Source organism: Peribacillus sp. NJ11, assembly GCF_030348405.1.
Taxonomy (GTDB): Bacteria; Bacillota; Bacilli; order Bacillales; family DSM-1321; genus Peribacillus.
On the sequence record NZ_JAUCFO010000001.1, the window covers coordinates 671,678 to 690,890 of the forward strand.

Annotated in this window: 21 protein-coding genes; 5 read left to right on the top strand and 16 right to left on the bottom strand. The window is 41.0% G+C overall.

Annotated elements, in window-relative coordinates; translation table 11 throughout:
• Positions 1 to 5 precede the first annotated feature (5 nt).
• Together QUF86_RS03340 and QUF86_RS03345 are read right to left on the bottom strand one after the other, a co-directional pair.
• Entirely contained in the window at positions 6 to 1,178 is a 1,173-nt protein-coding gene (locus QUF86_RS03340) for a toxic anion resistance protein (RefSeq protein WP_089362531.1), read from the bottom strand.
• Entirely contained in the window at positions 1,175 to 1,831 is a 657-nt protein-coding gene (locus tag QUF86_RS03345) for a 5-bromo-4-chloroindolyl phosphate hydrolysis family protein (protein WP_289318206.1), read from the bottom strand. Before QUF86_RS03345 ends, QUF86_RS03340 begins: the two co-directional genes overlap by 4 nt.
• Positions 1,832 to 2,080: 249 nt before the next feature.
• Here QUF86_RS03345 and QUF86_RS03350 point away from each other — a divergent pair, with 249 nt between their 5' ends.
• Entirely contained in the window at positions 2,081 to 2,518 is a 438-nt protein-coding gene (locus QUF86_RS03350; RefSeq protein ID WP_289318207.1) for a coiled-coil domain-containing protein, read from the top strand.
• Between the two features lie 433 nt (positions 2,519 to 2,951).
• Here QUF86_RS03350 and QUF86_RS03355 read toward each other — a convergent pair whose 3' ends face one another.
• Genes QUF86_RS03355 through QUF86_RS03365 form a run of 3 tightly spaced genes read right to left on the bottom strand, consistent with a single transcriptional unit; the run spans position 2,952 to position 4,894 of the window.
• A complete protein-coding gene (locus QUF86_RS03355) occupies positions 2,952 to 3,179 on the bottom strand; it encodes a hypothetical protein (protein WP_289333624.1) in 228 nt (75 codons plus the stop codon).
• 45 nt (positions 3,180 to 3,224) lie between these two features.
• Positions 3,225 to 4,502, bottom strand: coding sequence for an ammonium transporter (locus QUF86_RS03360; RefSeq protein ID WP_289333625.1), 1,278 nt, complete (start codon positions 4,500 to 4,502; stop codon positions 3,225 to 3,227).
• Entirely contained in the window at positions 4,499 to 4,894 is a 396-nt protein-coding gene (locus QUF86_RS03365) for a hypothetical protein (RefSeq protein ID WP_289318210.1), read from the bottom strand. Before QUF86_RS03365 ends, QUF86_RS03360 begins: the two co-directional genes overlap by 4 nt.
• A 312-nt stretch (positions 4,895 to 5,206) precedes the next feature.
• On the opposite strand from QUF86_RS03365, the gene QUF86_RS03370 reads away from it, so the two are divergent.
• The 4 genes from QUF86_RS03370 to QUF86_RS03385 all read left to right on the top strand — a co-directional run bounded on the left by QUF86_RS03370 (position 5,207) and on the right by QUF86_RS03385 (position 7,897).
• Positions 5,207 to 5,410, top strand: a complete 204-nt coding sequence (locus QUF86_RS03370) for a DUF1657 domain-containing protein (protein WP_289318211.1) — start codon at positions 5,207 to 5,209, stop codon at positions 5,408 to 5,410.
• Between the two features lie 169 nt (positions 5,411 to 5,579).
• Complete coding sequence (gene spoVAD / locus QUF86_RS03375) at positions 5,580 to 6,584, top strand: stage V sporulation protein AD (protein ID WP_289318212.1); 1,005 nt, start codon at positions 5,580 to 5,582, stop codon at positions 6,582 to 6,584.
• A gap of 215 nt (positions 6,585 to 6,799) precedes the next feature.
• Positions 6,800 to 7,006 carry a DUF1657 domain-containing protein gene (locus QUF86_RS03380; RefSeq protein ID WP_289318213.1) on the top strand — a complete coding sequence of 69 codons (207 nt, stop codon included), beginning with the start codon at positions 6,800 to 6,802 and terminating at the stop codon, positions 7,004 to 7,006.
• A gap of 30 nt (positions 7,007 to 7,036) precedes the next feature.
• Positions 7,037 to 7,897 carry a DUF421 domain-containing protein gene (locus QUF86_RS03385; protein ID WP_289318214.1) on the top strand — a complete coding sequence of 287 codons (861 nt, stop codon included), beginning with the start codon at positions 7,037 to 7,039 and terminating at the stop codon, positions 7,895 to 7,897.
• A gap of 8 nt (positions 7,898 to 7,905) precedes the next feature.
• On the opposite strand, the gene QUF86_RS03390 is transcribed toward QUF86_RS03385, so the two are convergent.
• The 11 genes from QUF86_RS03390 to gatC all read right to left on the bottom strand — a co-directional run bounded on the left by QUF86_RS03390 (position 7,906) and on the right by gatC (position 18,852).
• On the bottom strand, positions 7,906 to 8,454 hold the full coding sequence (locus QUF86_RS03390; protein WP_289318215.1) for a YitT family protein: 549 nt from the start codon (positions 8,452 to 8,454) through the stop codon (positions 7,906 to 7,908).
• A gap of 470 nt (positions 8,455 to 8,924) precedes the next feature.
• Positions 8,925 to 10,295 (bottom strand): 23S rRNA (uracil(1939)-C(5))-methyltransferase RlmD, encoded by a 1,371-nt coding sequence (gene rlmD / locus QUF86_RS03395; protein WP_289318216.1) that lies wholly within the window; start codon positions 10,293 to 10,295, stop codon positions 8,925 to 8,927.
• A 451-nt stretch (positions 10,296 to 10,746) separates the two neighbouring features.
• A complete protein-coding gene (locus tag QUF86_RS03400) occupies positions 10,747 to 11,322 on the bottom strand; it encodes a GNAT family N-acetyltransferase (RefSeq protein ID WP_289318218.1) in 576 nt (191 codons plus the stop codon).
• A gap of 63 nt (positions 11,323 to 11,385) precedes the next feature.
• Positions 11,386 to 12,300: a diacylglycerol kinase gene (locus QUF86_RS03405; RefSeq protein ID WP_289318219.1), complete on the bottom strand. Its 915-nt coding sequence runs from the start codon at positions 12,298 to 12,300 to the stop codon at positions 11,386 to 11,388.
• A 181-nt stretch (positions 12,301 to 12,481) separates the two neighbouring features.
• A complete protein-coding gene (locus QUF86_RS03410; protein ID WP_289318220.1) occupies positions 12,482 to 13,408 on the bottom strand; it encodes a LiaF transmembrane domain-containing protein in 927 nt (308 codons plus the stop codon).
• Positions 13,405 to 14,475, bottom strand: coding sequence for a hypothetical protein (locus QUF86_RS03415; protein WP_289318221.1), 1,071 nt, complete (start codon positions 14,473 to 14,475; stop codon positions 13,405 to 13,407). The genes QUF86_RS03410 and QUF86_RS03415 overlap by 4 nt, the downstream gene beginning before the upstream one ends.
• Positions 14,468 to 14,935 carry a hypothetical protein gene (locus QUF86_RS03420; protein WP_289333626.1) on the bottom strand — a complete coding sequence of 156 codons (468 nt, stop codon included), beginning with the start codon at positions 14,933 to 14,935 and terminating at the stop codon, positions 14,468 to 14,470. Before QUF86_RS03420 ends, QUF86_RS03415 begins: the two co-directional genes overlap by 8 nt.
• Positions 14,932 to 15,474 (bottom strand): RNA polymerase sigma factor, encoded by a 543-nt coding sequence (locus QUF86_RS03425; RefSeq protein ID WP_289333627.1) that lies wholly within the window; start codon positions 15,472 to 15,474, stop codon positions 14,932 to 14,934. The genes QUF86_RS03420 and QUF86_RS03425 overlap by 4 nt, the downstream gene beginning before the upstream one ends.
• A gap of 174 nt (positions 15,475 to 15,648) precedes the next feature.
• A complete protein-coding gene (gatB, locus tag QUF86_RS03430; RefSeq protein WP_289333628.1) occupies positions 15,649 to 17,076 on the bottom strand; it encodes an Asp-tRNA(Asn)/Glu-tRNA(Gln) amidotransferase subunit GatB in 1,428 nt (475 codons plus the stop codon).
• Between the two features lie 12 nt (positions 17,077 to 17,088).
• Positions 17,089 to 18,549 (bottom strand): Asp-tRNA(Asn)/Glu-tRNA(Gln) amidotransferase subunit GatA, encoded by a 1,461-nt coding sequence (gene gatA, locus QUF86_RS03435; RefSeq protein ID WP_289318225.1) that lies wholly within the window; start codon positions 18,547 to 18,549, stop codon positions 17,089 to 17,091.
• Positions 18,550 to 18,561: 12 nt separating this feature from the next.
• Positions 18,562 to 18,852 (bottom strand): Asp-tRNA(Asn)/Glu-tRNA(Gln) amidotransferase subunit GatC, encoded by a 291-nt coding sequence (gene gatC, locus QUF86_RS03440; RefSeq protein ID WP_289318226.1) that lies wholly within the window; start codon positions 18,850 to 18,852, stop codon positions 18,562 to 18,564.
• Between the last annotated feature and the right edge of the window lie 361 nt (positions 18,853 to 19,213).

The following is a 19,213-nucleotide window of genomic DNA, read 5'->3' on the forward strand; positions in this document are numbered from 1 at the left end:
TCCCCTTATCCCTTTATCTCCAATAGTTTCTGTTTCAGTTCATTTTCCATTGACGCCAATTCCTGCTCGGCTTGTCGGCGTTTATGCCTGCCTTCTTCCTGTATCCGCATGGTTTCCTCAAGCGTGGAAATCAAGTTGGCTTGAGTATTTTTTAATGTTTCGATATCGACAAGCCCCCGCTCATTTTCTTTAGCCGTCTCAATGGTATTCGTTTTCAGCATCTCAGAGTTCTTCAGTAACAAGTCATTTGTAGTCTTGGAAACCTGCTTTTGCGCTTCTACAGCATGCCTTTGCCTGATTAGCGTCAGTGCAATCGCAACCTGATTTTTCCAAAGTGGAATGGCCGTCATGATCGAAGATTGTATTTTCTCGACTAGTGCCTGATTCGTGTTTTGAATCAGCCTGATTTGCGGTGCGCTTTGAATCGTGATTTCACGACTCAATTTCAAATCATGAAGCCTTTTATCCAACCGTTCAGCAAATTGGCGCATATCATTGACTTCTTGAAACTTCATTTGATCATTGCTTAATTCAGCTGACTTCCTTAGCTCCGGAATCGTTTTCTCATGGATTTCTTCGAGTTTTATTTCCCCTGCTGCAATATAGACATTCAACGCCTGAAAATATTCCTTATTCGTTTCATATAGCTTTTCAAGGATTACGATATCCGATAACAGGATATTCTTGCTCCGATCTAGTTTTACACTGATTCGATCAATCTGGGCCCCAGTTTTCTGATACTTGGAGAGCACCTCCTGTACAGATCCCGAGAGCTTCCCGAACATACGCGCAAAAAAAGAGGGCTTATCCGGTTTAAGCTCATCCGGGCTCAGCTCATTTAACTTCTTCATTAAATCACTGATAATGTTGCCTACTTCACCCACATCTTTTTTCTGGACATGCTCAAGCATGGAATTAGAAAAGGTCAGGAGTTTTGATTGGGCTGGTGTACCATAGGATATCATTGCCTGATGATTCGTTGGGTCGATTTGTTCGGCAAGCTGATAAGCCTTTGCCCTGTTCTCTTCAGGAATGACATCGATCAGTTTAACCGGTTTCGCTTCCTGGGAAGATACTTTCTCAAGCTCCTGCACCCCATCAAATGGATTGGCTAAAAGGTCATCGATCAAACTGGCATTATTCGTTTTATTCAACAGGTTTGGATCATTGTTATTCATTTTAACCTCCTGCTTTCATCAATTACTTGTGACTCTTTTCCAGTGTTAATGGATTGCTTAGCAACATCCAATTCGAAGTTAAGGTTATCGATATCATCGGCAATCACTTTATATAAATCTTTTTCTATCGTTTTAGTGAGTTCCTTTAAGGTTTTACGAGTTTCCGTTAAGGAAAGTTCGAGTTCCTTATTCTTTTTTGGCTGCTGTGATAAAAAAACATATTTCTCGGCGAGCTCCGTAGCCGAATCCAGATGCGAATAATAAAATTGCTCCGCATGGTAAAACCGCTTCGGTTCTTTTTTCGTCAGACTATATATTTTCCTGATCATTTTAATCATATCCTTCCTCTGTTTAAAAGAAGAGATATGCCTAACCGAGATTAGTGCCTTTTGCACCCGCCATATCTTTGGTTTTGCCTCAATTAAATTTTTCTTTATAAATTGGTATTCTTTTCTCGTCAATTCATGTTTTTTTAGGAATCGCGAGGAAAAATAAACGGAACTTAGCCAGTATGCAAGCGCCCCTCCTGCTAAAGATATGACAACAGACAGGACAAACGGTTGATTCAATACAAAATAGCTAATCAACCAAACCGGAAAAACCATTGGAAATGCAATCAATATCGGAACAATATCAGCAAGAAATCGATTCATTATCATTACACTCCTGACTTACACTCTTTTCTATATATACGGATTATCATTAAGATTGGTTTCAAGATGGATAAAAGAATTTCTCCTATCCTAAACGATATAGGAACCGGATGGTTTCTGCAAATTTATTGAAATTTTTTCTGTAAATTACCTCTTCTTCCCCTAATTATGGGCTAACGCCTAGTCACTTCACCGGAACTTACATAAGTTATTACGTATCCATCCCGATTTAAAAAAGGAGAGTTGACTATGAATTCATACGGATTTTATCCTTTTCCACAACAAAATGGAAATCATCAGTACTTTCAGTCTAATTATAACCCATATTTCCAACAGCCTGAACGATTTGAATATGTGCCACAGCAAGATTGGGACCTTCAGCAGGTTCAAGAGAATCCATATAGCCAGGTGCCCGACCAATTCGATGTTGAAAGGCAGCCTCAACAACTTGAAAGAAGAGTCCGGGAACTTGAGCGTCAAAACGAGCGTCAAACGAGGGAACTCAATCGGCAGAACCAAGAAATCACGCGGATAAATCGTGAAGTGAACCGCATTAACCAGGAAATCACCAGGCTAAGTCAAGCGGACCAGCGACATACGAATAGGTTAAACAGGCTTAATCAAAGACTCCGGGCCGTGGAAAGAAACCTAAACATCCCCTTCACCGCAACAGATGATGGTTTTTAATGAAAGAAATAGCTGGAGCTCATTATGGGCTCCAGCTTTTTTATTTTCCCATGCTTTTTTTGAGGTACTGATAGTCAGTACATGAGATTTAATCAAACGATTGATTAAACCTTTAAAGGTTTACTAAACCCTTGTCCGCGTTACTTAAACTGATTAATCCATTTTAAAGGAACACCATTTCGGTTACAGAGCTTTACGATTTCTCTACTATCATGTGTAATATTATACACAATTGTTTTTAGCCGCTTTAAATGTGAATCCTGCTATCTTCTTTAAAAAAGTAGTTACAATTACTGATACGCCGAATAAAAAAGAAAATTGGAGTCAGCCACATTCCCGCGGATTCCCTTAAATCGTTTAAAAGAAGATATTCCTTAATGGAAAAAAACAAAAAAAGAACAGGAGTCAAGCTTGCACTCCCGTTCTTTCTCATTTACAAAATTATTTGTTTCAACTTTTCGTTTCTTGATTCCTGCTCCTCCTGAGTAGACAAGTCATACTTCTTCAATAGATGAAAAAGTTCATTCAATGTTTCCTGCGAATTCGCTTTTTCCAGATAACGATCCAATGTTTGACTCAAAGCAGTTGGTAAAAATGCCTTTTGACTCTCAAATTTCATCCTGACATCATGCTGCGAATGATTAAGATTGCATGTACCCATATAAAATTCACCTCTCACTTGATTCTACCATGAGTATTATTGACATTACCTTGTCAATTCTTCTTCCTGCTTATAGTAGTCCTCTATCTTGATGAACTCCGGCGAGGTATGTGTGGCCATTATGCCATGATAACTGATATCCAACCCGAGTTCTTCTTCTTCTTCAGTGGATCTTATAGGCAGCCAAACATTTATAACTTTAAAAACAAGCCATGTCAATGAAAAGCCCCAGATGCATAACACCACTAATCCTAATGTTTGAACTCCGAGCAAATGCCATCCCCCACCTGCAAACAATCCGTTTTCAGTGGAGAAAAGCCCTACTGCTATCGTACCCCACATGCCTGATGCCGCATGAACAGGAAAGGCGCCAACCGGATCATCGATTTTTCTGGCTTCCAACCAATTTGTCGCAGCTAACATAAGCATTCCAGAAACTGCTCCAATCAGTAACGCCGCCAGATCACTAACGAATGCACAGCCTGCTGTAATCCCGACAAGGCCTGCAAGTGAGCCATTGATGACGGAAGGTGCATCCGAACGACCATACCTAAATAGTGTATAAAGCAATGTCGCCGCCCCCCCTGATGCAGCTGAGAGCATCGTGACAATGGCAATATGGCCAATGCGTCCATCTGTAGCTTGCAAGGTGCTTCCTGCATTAAACCCAAACCAGCCAAACCATAAAAGGAATGCCCCAACAGATGCCAATGGGAGATTACTCGGCAGCGAAATGGAACTAGTCCCCCGTGAAGTGAATTTACCTGCTCTCGGCCCGATTACAATGGCAGCCGCAAGTGCAGAAAAACCGCCTAGCGCATGAATGACCGCCGACCCTGCGAAGTCCTGCATGCCCAACTCGCTTAACCAGCCACCTCCCCATACCCAGTGACCGGCAATCGGATAGATGAATGCCGTCATCATTACGACAAAAATAAGGTACGCCCGAAAATTTATCCTTTCCGCAACTGCTCCCGAAACGATGGAAATAACGGCGATGACGAATGCGCCTTGAAATAACCAAAATGCATCCATGGAAATCGTAAGGTCGATGTGCGACAAATCACCTTTCAGCAGAAAGCCGCTTGCTCCGATAGTTCCAAATACATCCGTTCCGTACATTAAGCCAAAACCAACGATGAAATAGCAAAGCGTTCCGATCGTAATATCGGCAAAAACCTTCATGATGATGTTCACATTATTCTTCGTACGGACGAACCCTGCCTCCAATAAGGCAAACCCGCCCTCCATTAAGAGAATCATGGCTGCTGTCAGAACCACCCAAACCGTATCCAAGCCAGCGTTTAACGTTTCTAGAGTCATCTTGGTGTTCCCTCCGCTTTCTGCCAGGCCATTATTTCTTTAATGATATCTGATGGCAAATTCATTTCCCGTTTTTCCGGCTCAGCTTCAAGTAAACCGATCACCTCATTTAAAAAAGTGACCTTCTTTTTTATTTTCTCGATTTGTTTATATCTATCTTTAACATTCACCAAATGCTCAACGGCCTGGTGATGACTTGGAGCACGCCCTGTAAAAAAACGTTTAAATGGCGATAGGGATTGATACCAAGCTTCCTCAGCTCTTCGTTTTTGCTCATATTTATGTATTTTACTTTTTATCGCTTCAATTTCAGATTCCTGTTTGCTTTTATGAAATAGCAGTCCTTTTATCACTTCTTCAGATGAAATTTCAAAAACAACTCTACTATACAAATCGTCCCTAATATAAATGTCATATCACCTCACGTAATCACGTTATGTTATCTATAATTATATTAATAATTCTGAATTCAGTCAATAATTAAACAATAAAAACGATTTGTACTACGAATAAATCCGATTTTAACTATACTTCTGCCTGTTCCCATTCCATTAATCAAACGTTTGATTAATGGAATGAGCTAGTTAAACTCTTGATTTGAAAAAGAATTTAATGCGCTTCATTTCCTAGATAAATTTGGAAGGTATAGATAATCATTTTTTCCTCACTCTAATAAGGCAGTTACAAACTAAGGAGGTTCATATATGACAGTAATAAGCGATGTCAAAACAACTATAGCAGGGCTGAAAAGCGCTCAAGCAAGCTTTGAAACCTTTGCCCTTTCCACAGATAATGAGCAAGCCAAACAACTATACCAACAAGCTGCCCAACAAACACAATCGATTGTGGACAGCATCACCCCTCGCATTGATGAGATTCAAAACGAGGAACCTCAATATAAACAATAATCATTCATATAAAAAAGGTTGGTTAAAGCAACCAGCCTTTTTTATATCTTTCAATCCATATGGGGAATAAAATTCCCCTCCTTTTTCTATACCATCGTTTTTAAATGTTATTCCTTGTTTTTATCACAGCACTGGTAATGACAATACTCATACAATGGGGTGGTTTATAATGCTTACGGGGCATCGCACATGGGTGTTTGATCAAAAGCCTGTCATCGTCTCCACAGGAACCGTTGGCGGTCCATTTGAAGCAGACGGTTTGCTTGCGGATGATTTCGATCTTCTCCATTCCGATTTATGGATAAATCAAGATACTTATGAAAAGGCACATAAAGTCTTATTGGAAGAAGCCAGTACAAAAGCAATCGAAAAGGCGGGTCTTCAGAAGGAACGGATTCAATTTTTCCTTGGAGGCGACCTTATCAATCAAATAACCCCTACGAGTTTTGCCTGCCGAACACTTGGAACACCATATCTCGGCTTATTTGGCGCTTGCTCCACCTCGATGGAGGGACTGGCTCTTGGTGCATACCTTGTCAATACCAAAGGGGCAGAATACTTATTGACAGGAGCATCCAGTCATAACGCTGCAGTAGAAAAGCAATTTCGCTACCCAACAGAATACGGAGGGCAAAAACCTCCAACAGCCCAATGGACCGTTACGGGGGCCGGCGTGGCTTTATTAAGCAGTGCCGGGGAAGGCCCAAGGGTCACTTCAGCTACGATAGGCCGTGTCATCGATATGGGATTGACTGATCCTTTCAATATGGGAGGCGCCATGGCCCCGGCCGCTGTGGATACGATTGAAGCCCATTTAAGAGAACGGAACCTCGATCCATCCTATTATGATTTAATAGTGACCGGGGATTTAGGAAAGATTGGACATGAAGTTTCTCTGGAATTATTTAAAAAACATGGTACTCCGATAAAAGAGGAGCAATATAAAGATTGCGGTTTAATGATTTACAGGGATGGTCAACCGGTCCTGTCAGGAGCAAGTGGCCCTGGATGTTCCGCAACCGTTGTTTATGGTCATTTATTAAATCGCATGAAAAAGGGAGAGATAAAACGATTGCTCGTCGTGGCTACCGGTGCTTTGTTATCTCCCCTATCCTTTCAACAAAGTGAGACGATTCCATGCATTGCCCATGCCGTATCGATTGAATATGAGTGAACCACAAACATGATCTACTAAGGTTTGTGGTTCCAAACACAAGACTGCTCATACTGGATGAACACTCGTGGCTGCTAAGGTTGTTTCGGTAGCTTTAGCGGATACGGAAAGGCATGGATTGTTCCTGGCATGTTTGAAGTAACCATACCGGGATAAACAGCCTAGGAGTGTTCCAAGCCATTATTTTTAGACCTAAAGGATAAGGAGGAGGCTGCATGACGATAGCTTCTGATGTAAAACAATGTGTCTCTAGCCTGAAAGGAGTTGAAGCAGGCTTATCCAGCTTAGCACTCCGGACTCAAGATGAAGAATCTAAACGCATCTTGCATGAAACGATGCTGGTGGTGAATGAAGTTATGAAGGATGTAAAGAAGCGCGTGGGCGAGCTAGAACGGGAAGAACCACAATATAAAGGTTTTTAAAAACAATAATCAAGCAGGAGGTGTTTGGTAATGCCGGATTGGATAGAAATTCTTTTGCGTTCATTATTCTTTTTAATTGTTCTTTTTTTAATCACAAAAGTGTTAGGAAAAAAACAATTGTCCCAGCTCTCCTTTTTTGAATATGTAACGGGTATAACCATCGGTAATGTTGGGGCAGAATTAGCTACGAAAGTGGAGGGCAATATTATACATGGCTTACTGTCCATTCTCGTTTTTGCCATAGCACCCTTCATTGCAGGATTAATATCCCTAAAAAGTAAAACTTTTCGTGATCTTGTGGAAGGAAAAGCATCGGTTTTCATCAAAGATGGGAAAGTCATGGAAGATAATTTAAAAAAAGAGAAATATACCATTGATGAATTGTTAGGGTTGCTCCGTAAAAAGGATGTCTTCGATATCTCTGAAGTTGAGTTTGCCTTATTGGAAGCCAACGGGGATTTTTCCGTAATGTTAAAAAAGCAAAATCAACCTGTAACACCTAAGGACCTTAACCTGTCAGTGGCTGCAGTAAAGGAGCCACAAACCATCATTATGGACGGCAGCATACTCGATGAACCACTTTCCACGATTGGACTGAACCGAAATTGGCTTCATACTGAACTGGATAAGTTAGGGGTAATCCTCGAGAATGTTTTTCTTGGTCAAGCCAATTCTAACGGAGAATTAACTGTGGACCTTTTTGATGATAAACTTAAAGTTCCTTCTCCTCAAGAAAAACCTCTTATGCTCGCGACCTTGAAAAAATGCCAAGCGGACTTAGAGTTGTTTGCACTTGGAACTGAATCAAAGGAAGCTAAAGAGATGTATAGCAAAAATAGCGAAAAGTTGCAAAAGGCAATAGATGACGTAGCCCATATCTTACGGAACTGATTATATATTCATTTCCTCACTTTCATAAGCGAAGTGATCAGTCCAATGATGACGATCGTCACACATGAAAAAAGAAAAATTTCGATACCTAAAGTGAATGCTGCAGCTGAAATGATAAGTGTATCTATGATGATAATGGCCAAAGCAATATCTATGTAGGAAGATTTGGAGATGATTTTGGCTAACATATCCGTTCCACCGCTGCTTGTCTCATATCGAAGCATGAGCCCTATGCCCATCCCAATGATGGCTCCGCCAATCAAAGAGCTAGTTAGTATCGAAAGGGAAAAGACTTTTCTCAATGGATTTAGCCAATCCATAAAAAGGGATGTCAAAAGTAAACCGTGAATGCTGCTATAGAAAAAGGACCTTTCATAGTACCAGGCATATAAAAATATAGGAATACTTAGGATCAACATGGATAGCCCTGTTTGAAAACCAAAGAAATAATGAAGAATGAGTGCAATTCCAATAACGCCGCCATCTATTAAATGATGAGGCACTAAAAAACCATTGATTCCAATAGCCACCAAAAAGCTACCAACAATTACAGCCACTGCTTTTTGAAAATTAATAAAATCACCTTACCTCCCAATCATATATTCCTTAATATATGTCCAAGTCAGAGCGTCAAGAATATACATGCAAAAAAAAATCCCCCTCACTTTACTTCAATTTAACTACGTGAAAAAGGTCCCGGTCATTTAGACCGAGACCTACAGTTTGTAGACAAGGGGTTCGGAAAACATATCTTTCATTATTCCCGAACAAACTGACCCAAAGCAACACCTTCTACTCCTCAGGAACGGATTCTATCTAAACGTTATTACAAAGTTGATTGGAGAGAAAGGTGCGAGACTCCTACGGGAAAAGCGCGTCTAGGGAGACACAGGCGGAAAGCAAGTGCCTGGAGCGGAAAGCAACGTCCAAATTGTACAAGCCCTAAAAAAACTGTAGGCAAACTCGATTTTCATTGAGTTTGCCTACAGTCTAAAGGGCCCGGTCATTTAGACCGGGCCCCATTTCCTTATTTCAACTCTAATAACACTACATTTTCAACATGTGTCGTCATTGGGAACATATCGACAGGTTGGATATCAACTGCTTTATATCCGCCTTCTTCCAAGATATGAAGATCACGTGCTAGAGTGCCTGGGTTGCATGATACGTATACGACTTTGTTAGGTTTCATCTCGATGATCGTATTCAGAAGGGATTCCTCACAACCTTTGCGAGGCGGATCCACTACGATGACATCCGCAGTGTTGCCCTTTTGATACCATTCAGCAATCACGTTACCTGCATCGCCAACAATGAATTCGGCATTTGAAATTTCATTCAATTCAGCGTTGCGGCGTGCGTCTTCTATCGCTTCTTCCACTACTTCGACACCGATAACTTTTTTCGCTTTTTTAGCTAAGAATAAAGATATGGTTCCAATGCCGCAATAGGCATCTATCACCGTCTCTTCACCCGTTAGCCCTGCATAGTCAAGGGCTTTATCATAAAGGACTTTCGTTTGGTCTGGATTGATTTGGTAGAAGGATTTTGCTGAAATCGCAAATTTCACATCACCGATCATATCATGAATCACTTCGTCGCCCCACAGTAAAGTCATTTTATCGCCTAAGATAACGTTCGTTTTCTTGGAATTCACGTTTTGAACAATGGATTTCACTTGTGGAAGACGTTCAACGATTTCCTTAACGATGGTTTCGATGAAAGGGATACTATTCGTTCTTGTAACGAGAACAATCATCAATTCACCTGTTTGCTTGCCATAACGGGCCATGATGTGCCGCAATACACCTTTATGTGCCTCTTCATTGTAAGCAGGGATACCAAGTTTACTGAAGATCTCTTTAACAACTTGAACGGCTTCACTGATCACTTCATTTTGGATTATGCTTTCTTTCGTTTCAACAATTTCATGTGTCCGCGGTTTGAAGAATCCTGCTATTAACTTGCCATCCTTTTCACCAACAGGCACTTGCGCTTTATTGCGATAATGGGTTGGATTCTCCATCCCGATGATCGGGTGAACCTTTACATCCTCAAGCTTCCCGATGCGTGTCATCACTTCACGTACTTGCTTTTCCTTGAATTTCAACTGTCCTTCATAGCTCATATGCTGCAGCTGACAACCACCGTATTTATGGAAATCTTCAGTCGTGACCTCAACCCGGTATGGACTATTTTCTATAATTTCCATCAAGCGTCCGAAGCCATACCCTTTATTAGCCTTCATCACTTTAATTTTTGCCTTTTCACCAGGAAGGGCGTTCTGAACAAAGATCGGGTAGCCATCAACTTTAGCCACTCCAGCTCCTTCATGTGTTAAATCTTCAAATAAAACCTCTATAATATCATTTTTAGCAACTGGTGCTGTTTTTTTCATATCATCTTCTCTTTTCTTTTTTATGCTAGCCTGTATTTTACCACAATCGAGGCCTCGCCACAAAACCACTCACCAATTTACATTAGTTTTCATAAAATATAGTGGAAGGAATTATTGATTTTTCATAGTTCCATGTATAAAAGTTCAATAAAAAAAGAAAAATAAGGAAAAATAGAAGAGGTGAGGAAATGGGTTTATTTAACTCTATATCAGCCTGGAACGCAACAAGGTTAGAAAAACATCGAGCAAGTATGGAGGAAAAAGGCCTCTGTCCCGATTGTTACGGACGAGGATATAGCTCCTTCGTACCTACGGAATATCATTTTTCCGATATACACGACTGTCCCGGCTGTAATGGTACCGGTGATTACTCTGATTGGGCCGCCATGAATGGGCAGCAAATGTAATCGCATACAGTGCCAAATTTCAAATCAATAAAAAGGACCCCCTGTTAAACAGGAGGTTCTTCTATTTCCTTTACCATATAGCCAAATTCATGGCCGCCAATCGTAATGGTTTTCATTTCTTTATAACCTAATCTGCTATAGAGACGATTTGCCCCTTCATTTTCATTTTCAACGACTAAAGAAACCCTTGGATATCCCTTATGTCTAGCGTATCCCTCAACATATTGAATCAGTGCACTACCAATTCCTTTTCCTTGAAAATCCGGGTCAACGCATAATGTATCCAAATAAAAGTCTTTCATTTCCGCTTCTTTATCGAGCGTAACGCTTGGGTCTTTCATTTTCATCCTTAATTGTTTCACTATCGGTTCATCCAAGCTTTCTGCATCCTTACCATGGTAAGCAATGATCAATCCAGATACTTGTCCATCATGTTCACTTACGAACGTATTTTCAAAACTGATCCGATTTCCACTTTTTCTGAACAACTCGGCCAGAACGGTAAGGATTCTTTCTTCTTCCGTTTCACCTGTCAAAACCTCTGCAATTTCCTTAATCGCTAACCGGGTCAAAACGGCTGCCTTGTCCGCATCTTCCGGTGTCGCTTTCCTGATATACATGTTTATACATACTCCTTGATCTATTAAAATGAAAAGGCCACCAGATTCAGTGGCCTTTTCACCCTATTTATTTGCCGGATCGTCCGGCAGTATTCCTTGTGGGATGAATACATCAAAATGGCGGTACTGATTTACGAATTCAGCTGGGGCCATCCCGCCAAATTCCCCATCCAAATTAAGCATCATGTCATTTTTGGCCTGTACTTTAATCCGATTGGCTTTTACATAAATGACGTTTTTATCATGGATATGTTCACCGCGCATTGCCAATGTTGCGACACGGACAATATCAGCGAGGTTGGCCTTTTTCAAAATAAGCAACGTGAACATACCATCATTCAGAGAGGCGTCAGGAGCCAGTTTCTCGAAGCCGCCGACCGAATTCGTGTTAGCCACCAAGAAAAGCATGATCTCCCCTTCAAAAAGCTTCCCATCATATTCAATTGAAACTTCCGTCGGCTTAATTGAAGGAAGCATTTCAATTCCTTTAATATAGTACGCTAGCTGACCAAGCATGGTTTTCAGTTTGATCGGCACGTCATAGGTCAATTCGGTCAATCTGCCCCCGCCAGCAATATTGATGAAATACTTATCGTTCATTTTCCCAATATCGACCGGCATCGTATGCCCACCGGCAATAATTTCGGCTGCCCCTTCAATTGACTTCGGTAAATGCAGCGCCCGCGCGAAATCATTGGTCGTTCCCGTCGGAATGATTCCTAGTTTCGGACGTTTCTCTGCAGTGGCCAGTCCATTAACAACCTCATAAATCGTACCGTCGCCCCCTGCTGCAATAACTATATCATAGCCGCGTTCAATCGCTATCTTAGCCGCTTTCGTTGCATCCCCAGCACCGGTCGTCGCATGTGCAGAAGCTTCATAACCAGCTTCTTCAAGTTTTGCTAGCACACCTGGCAGGCTCTTCTTAATGGCTTCCCGGCCCGAAGTCGGGTTGTAAATCAACCTTGCTCTTTTCATTTCCCATCATCCTTATACATATTGATTCCATAATTTACATCTTAATCCTTCGTTGCATGAAAAGCAATATTCGAAAAAAAGAGGACCGTATTTCGGTCCATATCTTTTATGCACTTTACAAGAAAACTTATCAGGGAAATTATAATGCTTTTTACAATTTTATTCTAGTAAATGATTTCAATCATGGATATTGTACATTCACGTTAAATGTATCGGTAACGGTTAAAGTATGATTCCCTTTACCGGTATTGAATATCCCATTCTTTTTTACAATGCCATCATCACTTGTTTCTTCTTTCACTTCAGTCATCTTCCAGCTATTCTCAGGGCCTTCCAGTTCCTCGACCCCTCTGGCATCTATCTTGATATCGCTATTATCCTGAAGGAATACACTAAGATTCCCACTATCCTTCACACTCCAATCATTCAATAGCTTTCTAGGCTTCAAGACAAGATCGGTACTTTGTCCATCTATTTCCAATGCCAACTCAGCAGGGATTATAAGAGTGGCCTTAAGATTCATCCTACCACTGTCCAAAATTCCATTTTGAATCGGCAAATCCTTGAAGCTTATGTAAAGTGTATCACCATTTCTCTCAACCATTAGATAATCTTCCGCCTTCTTCAACACAGAATCAGCATCTTCCATTACCCGCTCACCATATGTTCCAAAAATGGATACTTCCCCATCCTTGCCACTTTCAATCGTCAATGGGTATGAGCCAGAATCCAGAACAACTCTCTGTATGTCTTTCCCGGCCTTTTCATTGAAACCAGGCAAATTGACCGTTTTTTCTTCACTATTCACGGCAGCCCTAACTTGATCCATCAATCCGCTTGATGTTAGCAGAATTAAAACGATCCCTGTCGTTCCTAGCAATCCTACGAAAAGAATGCTAAGAATATCATACTTTACAAAAGAACTTTCTTTTCTGGAAAAATAAATATAGAAGAGAATCTCCACACCCAAGATAATGAACAGCAACGGCCACCAAGATAGCATAATCGTCGTCAAATTCATATCCGTAATTTGAGAAACCAGTAAAACCAAACCCAAACCAACCAGGGAGATACCCATTGAAATCGTTCCGACTCTCCATGTTCTCATTTTGTCTCCTCCTTGACTCTCCCTTTTTTACTTCCCGACAGCAATTTGATTCCCCCGCCTATAAGAAGGATGCACACCAGTCCTTTTTGAAAATAATCTCTAAACCAATATTCCAAGTTACTTCCAATCCATTCATCTAAATGAGGTGCAATTGCAGGGATGATTATATTACTAGCCAAGAAATAGATTCCAAGCCCCACCAACCCAAATCCTACCCATTTTTGGTGATTGACGATTCCAGAAATGATGGGCGTATCTTCAACAGGACCCTCTTCCATTTTAGAGGCTTTTTGCAATCCATCAAAAAAACTATAAAACCAGATGATCGGAATTAGGAAAAAGAAGAAACCTAAACGAAGTAAATCCAAAATGTAAATGGCGAATAAAAAGCCAGCCATCAATTGAATCCCACGTTTTTGCAGCCCCAAATATAAGTGACCTGCTCCAGGAAAAATGGCGAATAAAGTCGCGACCGATTTACTCTTTTTTCCGGATTCCCGCCTCTCCTCGAAATCTTCCAAAACGGTCCGATCGATAAGCTCCTCCCCTCTTTGCTTTTTATTCAGCTGTTGAACGGAATCAAAAAAACTGTAAATCCAGATAACAGGCAATAGTGCCATGAATATTAACAGACCTTCCATATGTGTCATCACACTGATGAATACCACCATAATGCCAAGGCCTAAAAAGCCGATCAAAAAAATAAGTCCCCGATTCATGAGGCCCAACTGAAAATGCCCTAATCCTGGAACGAATGAAAGGATGATTACATAGAATCTTTCCGCTTCCGGCTGATCTACCATCCCCTCTAAATTCTCTTCACTTTTAGGATTCCTCAGTGAGGTGACCACCAAATCAAATATACTGATGAAATAAAACACCATTCCAATAATGGAAAAAGCCAGAAACTCATCCGCTTGACTGATCAATGAAAGAAAAAGACCTCCAAGTCCCAGTCCAGCTGCGGCAAGAAAATAAAATAAACCTTTATATTTCCTTCCTAGGTAAAAATGTCCAAACCCTGGCAGAAACGATAATAAAAAAGCTAATACCGGACTTTTATTCATTTCTAAACCCCTCCTTATTTTTCTTTTCGATTGTGTCCATCCAATTAAATGTTTTATCAATAAGCCCTTCGGTTAAGGACTGAGTTTCCTTTACACTGCTGGATTCCACAGAATCCACGTATTCTGTCAATGATTGAAATACTCCGCCTGCCATTAATAGGATCGTAAACCCGGCCGCGATCAGATAATGTCTCGTGATGGTCCGAAGGGATTTCTCTTGTCGGAGTTGCTTAGCCTCTTCAACAGACCCGCCTTTCAATCGGCTAATCGAGTCCATGATAGGACCTGCAATATCAAATCCTTCAATGTCCAGTCTGGATTCTTCTTTTTCCATCGCTTCCATATAGGCGGATAAACACTTGTCACAGGAGTATAGATGATTTTCATATTCAATTTTTAGAGCCTCTGGTATTTCATCTGCCAAATATGCAACCCATTCTGCTTCTGGAACATGATTCATGAAAAATCCTCCTCTTTCCAATGTTTTCTCATCCAATTTCTTGCCCGATATAGCTTTACCTCCACAGATTTCACTTGAATCTGCTGTTCCTCTGCAATTTGCTTGAATGTCTTTTCCTTTATGTAATAGCCATATACAACGTCCCGGTATCCCTCTGGAAGGTCATTCAGCTTCCTTAATACTTGCTTTCGCCTTTCATTCCGAAAAAATACTGCCTCGACATCATCAGTTAAGCCCAAATTAGCTTCCGATGAATGTTCGTCCTGCAATTCTTCCTTTTGGCGTTCCCTCTTTCTCTTTAAATCGATTGCATGATTGACAGCAATTCGGGTAATCCAAGTCTTGAAACCTTGGTTCTTATATTGAGGAAGAGAAGTATAGATTTTGATAAAGACTTCCTGGGTAACATCTTCTGCATCCTTTTGATTCCGCAAGACGGAATAGACGGTTCTATAAATCGACTGTTTATAAGTTTCAATTATTATTCGGAATGCATGATCATTCCCAGCCCTTACCTTCTCAACTAACTCATCGGTCACTTCTCTTCCTCCTTTCCTGTTAAACATTCATGTAATAGACGACACAAAAAGGAGTTACCCCTACAGATAACTCAAAAAAAATCAAAAATTATTTTCCCGCTTATTATTTTTGTCAATAAACTCTTTCCTTAATAAAGAGAAAACCGTACCACTTTAAAAGTGATACGGTTAATATTAACGTTTATTGATTTCTTCCACCAAAATTTTATTAACAAGCTGTGGATTGGCTTGTCCTTTTGTCGCTTTCATAATCTGTCCGACAAGGAAGCCGATTGCTTTTTGTTTACCGGCTTTAAAATCTTCAATTGATTGCGGATTATTATTCAATGCTTCTTCAACTGCTGTACGCAACGCGCCTTCATCGGAAATTTGGACTAGTCCCTTCTCCTTGACGATCGTTTCAGCGTCTCCACCGTTTTCAATCAATTCTTTGAAAACTTTTTTAGCTATTTTAGAAGAAATCGTACCATCTTCGATCAGCTTGATCATTCCAGCCAACGATTCGGCAGTCAATTTGACTTCATGCAGCTCTTTTCCTTCTGCATTCAAGAAAGCAGAAACCTCACCCATGATCCAGTTAGATGCTAGTTTCGCATCCGCACCTGAAGCCACTGTCGCTTCAAAGAAATCAGCACTTTCCTTCGTTACCGTTAAAACGGCTGCATCATATTCCGGTAAGCCAAATTCTTCGACATAGCGTTTTTTCCGGGCATCCGGAAGTTCTGGAATCTCGGCAGCGATGCGTGCTTTCCATTCTTCATCGATATGGATTGTCAATAAGTCCGGCTCTGGGAAGTAACGGTAATCATCGGAACCTTCTTTAATTCGCATTAGTAACGTTCTGCCTGTAGCTTCATCGAACCGGCGAGTTTCCTGTTCGATTACGCCGCCTTCATTCAAGATTTCCGCTTGTCGGATTTCTTCATGCTCCAACCCTTTGCGAACGAAGTTGAATGAGTTCAAGTTTTTCAATTCGGTCTTCGTACCGAATTCTTTTTGGCCGACAGGTTTCAAGGAAATGTTAGCATCACAGCGAAGTGAGCCTTCTTCCATTTTACAATCGGAAACGCCTGTGTACTGAATGATGGATTTCAACTTTTCCAAATAAGCATATGCTTCTTCCGGGGAAGTGATATCCGGTTCGGATACGATTTCAACAAGTGGCGTACCTTGGCGGTTATAATCACAAAGAGAATAGTTCCCTTTATGTGTCAGCTTTCCAGCATCCTCTTCCATATGAATGCGGGTAATGCCAATCTTCTTTTTCTTGCCACCGACTTCGATTTCAATCCAGCCATGCTCACCGATCGGTTGATCGAACTGTGAAATTTGGTATGCTTTAGGATTGTCCGGGTAAAAATAGTTTTTCCGGTCGAATTTCGTAATTTCAGCCACTTCGCAATTTAGGGCAATTGCAGCCTTCATTGCAAAATCAACAGCCTTTTTATTGACGACAGGCAATACGCCTGGGTAGCCTAGGTCAATTACAGTCGTGTTACTATTTGGAGCGGCACCAAAATGATTTGGGCTCGCAGAGAAAATTTTAGAATCCGTTTTTAATTCTACGTGTACTTCTAGACCAATCACCGTTTCAAAGTCCATTTATTTCACCCCTTACAGCTTAGGAAATTGTTTATGAAAATCTGTTGCTTGCTCAAAAGCGTGAGCTGCGCGGTAAATAGTGCTTTCATCAAAATGCTTTCCAATCATTTGCAGTCCAAGCGGAAGCCCATTCGCTGCGAATCCACATGGCACGGATATACCTGGTACACCAGCAAGATTGACTGGAATCGTTAAGATATCATTCGCGTACATCGTTAATGGATCGGCGACTTTTTCACCAATTTTAAATGCAGGCGTAGGTGTAGTCGGCCCGACGATGACATCATATTTTTCAAAGACATCTTCAAAGTCTTTTTTGATTAAAGTACGGACTTTTTGAGCCTTTTTATAATAAGCATCATAATAACCTGAACTTAAGGAGAAAGTTCCAAGCATGATACGGCGTTTCACTTCGTCACCGAATCCTTCTGCACGAGTTTGCTTATACATTTCTATAAGAGTTTCTGCATTATCTGTACGATGTCCGTAACGCACACCGTCAAAACGCGAAAGGTTAGCCGAAGCTTCCGATGAAGATAGCAGATAATAGGCAGCTAAGGCATATTTTGAATGCGGCAAGGATACCTCTTCCCATTCAGCTCCAAGTCCTTCTAATACTTTTAACGCTTCAAGAACGGAATTACGTGCCTCTTCGCCAACACCTTCACCAAGATATTCTTTAGGCACAGCTATTTTCAATCCTCTAACATCGCCTGTTAACGAATTCACAAAATTCGGCACATCAACGTTTGCAGAAGTCGAATCCATTGGATCTACTCCTGAGATCGCTTCAAGCAAATAGGCATTATCTTCGACCGTTCTTGTAATCGGACCGATTTGGTCCAATGAAGAAGCAAACGCTACAAGTCCGAAACGGGAAACCCGTCCATATGTAGGTTTTAAGCCGACAACACCACAATATGCCGCTGGTTGGCGGATCGATCCACCCGTATCGGAACCTAAAGAGAAGAGGACTTCTCCTGAAGCGACAGATGCAGCCGAACCACCTGATGAACCGCCTGGTACATAATCCGTATTCCACGGGTTGCGTGTCGCCTGAAATGCAGAGTTCTCATTTGATGAACCCATCGCGAATTCATCCATATTCAATTTCCCGATCGTCACCGTTTCTGCCTGCTGCAGCTTTTGAACGACGGTTGCATCATAAATCGGATCAAAGTTCTCCAAGATTTTGCTTGCACAAGTCGTTCGTAAGTTTTTAGTGACAATATTATCCTTCACTCCGATTGGCATACCAAATAAAGCGCCTTCGTTCTCGCCTTTTACCAATTGATCATCCAATCGTTTTGCTTGATTGCGGGCGTTTTCTTCATCAAGTGTCAAAAATGCCTTCACCTTGTCCTCTACCTGTCCAATGCGCTCATACGATTCGTTTACAAGATCAGTGACACTGATCTCTTTCTTATGTAAGCGTTCATGAAGCTCAGAAACCTTTTGTTCGAACAACGACATCATTGTCCCCCCTTATTCAATTATAGATGGTACACGGATATATCCTTCTTTGCTATCCGGTGCATTTTTAACTACTTCTTCTACTGGCAATCCTGGTTTTGCGACATCTTCGCGCATAACATTTTTCATATCCAAAACGTGAGAAGTCGGGTTTACTTGATCCGTATCAAGCTCATTCAACTGCTCCGCAAATGAAATCATTTGGTCAAGCTGATGTTGAAACTGTTGTGCTTCATCTTCCGTAATTGCCAAACGAGCCAAATGAGCAACGTGTTTAACTTGTTCCATAGAAATACGTGACATTCTCTTCACCTCCGAAAAAATATCCAAATCGACTGAATTTCGTCGCTATTCTCCATAAAATCATCGTTTAAATCATATCAAACTATTACACAGTAAAGCAACTAGAGATACCATGTCGAAATTCAATTATTTCTCAAGGAAAAAGAGATATTTTCCGGGAAATATGGGAAAGTTGTCAGAATTTCCGGGGAAATGACAAGAAAGCCTTTAATATTCGACATATGTTCCCCTTTTTAAGCATTCACTTCCTCTTTTGGAAGGGTTTACTTTCTACTATATGTGTCTGTTCCTGCTTAAAGGTTATTTTGAAATTCACCTTATCTCCGTAAGAATAACTTATGAAAAGTGGATTTCAGAGATT

Excerpts from the sequence above, each read along its gene's own strand:
- QUF86_RS03380 (WP_289318213.1), top strand. The coding sequence starts at position 6,800 with ATGACGATAGCTTCTGATGTAAAACAATGTGTCTCTAGCCTGAAAGGA.
- QUF86_RS03340 (WP_089362531.1), bottom strand. The coding sequence starts at position 1,178 with ATGAATAACAATGATCCAAACCTGTTGAATAAAACGAATAATGCCAGT.
- QUF86_RS03410 (WP_289318220.1), bottom strand. The coding sequence starts at position 13,408 with ATGAGAACATGGAGAGTCGGAACGATTTCAATGGGTATCTCCCTGGTT.
- gatB (WP_289333628.1), bottom strand. The coding sequence starts at position 17,076 with ATGGACTTTGAAACGGTGATTGGTCTAGAAGTACACGTAGAATTAAAA.
- QUF86_RS03370 (WP_289318211.1), top strand. The coding sequence starts at position 5,207 with ATGACAGTAATAAGCGATGTCAAAACAACTATAGCAGGGCTGAAAAGC.
- QUF86_RS03355 (WP_289333624.1), bottom strand. The coding sequence starts at position 3,179 with ATGGGTACATGCAATCTTAATCATTCGCAGCATGATGTCAGGATGAAA.
- gatC (WP_289318226.1), bottom strand. The coding sequence starts at position 18,852 with ATGTCACGTATTTCTATGGAACAAGTTAAACACGTTGCTCATTTGGCT.
- QUF86_RS03420 (WP_289333626.1), bottom strand. The coding sequence starts at position 14,935 with ATGAATCATGTTCCAGAAGCAGAATGGGTTGCATATTTGGCAGATGAA.
- QUF86_RS03360 (WP_289333625.1), bottom strand. The coding sequence starts at position 4,502 with ATGACTCTAGAAACGTTAAACGCTGGCTTGGATACGGTTTGGGTGGTT.
- QUF86_RS03345 (WP_289318206.1), bottom strand. The coding sequence starts at position 1,831 with ATGAATCGATTTCTTGCTGATATTGTTCCGATATTGATTGCATTTCCA.
- rlmD (WP_289318216.1), bottom strand. The coding sequence starts at position 10,295 with ATGAAAAAAACAGCACCAGTTGCTAAAAATGATATTATAGAGGTTTTA.
- QUF86_RS03405 (WP_289318219.1), bottom strand. The coding sequence starts at position 12,300 with ATGAAAAGAGCAAGGTTGATTTACAACCCGACTTCGGGCCGGGAAGCC.
- QUF86_RS03415 (WP_289318221.1), bottom strand. The coding sequence starts at position 14,475 with ATGAATAAAAGTCCGGTATTAGCTTTTTTATTATCGTTTCTGCCAGGG.
- gatA (WP_289318225.1), bottom strand. The coding sequence starts at position 18,549 with ATGTCGTTGTTCGAACAAAAGGTTTCTGAGCTTCATGAACGCTTACAT.
- spoVAD (WP_289318212.1), top strand. The coding sequence starts at position 5,580 with ATGCTTACGGGGCATCGCACATGGGTGTTTGATCAAAAGCCTGTCATC.
- QUF86_RS03385 (WP_289318214.1), top strand. The coding sequence starts at position 7,037 with ATGCCGGATTGGATAGAAATTCTTTTGCGTTCATTATTCTTTTTAATT.
- QUF86_RS03350 (WP_289318207.1), top strand. The coding sequence starts at position 2,081 with ATGAATTCATACGGATTTTATCCTTTTCCACAACAAAATGGAAATCAT.
- QUF86_RS03400 (WP_289318218.1), bottom strand. The coding sequence starts at position 11,322 with ATGTATATCAGGAAAGCGACACCGGAAGATGCGGACAAGGCAGCCGTT.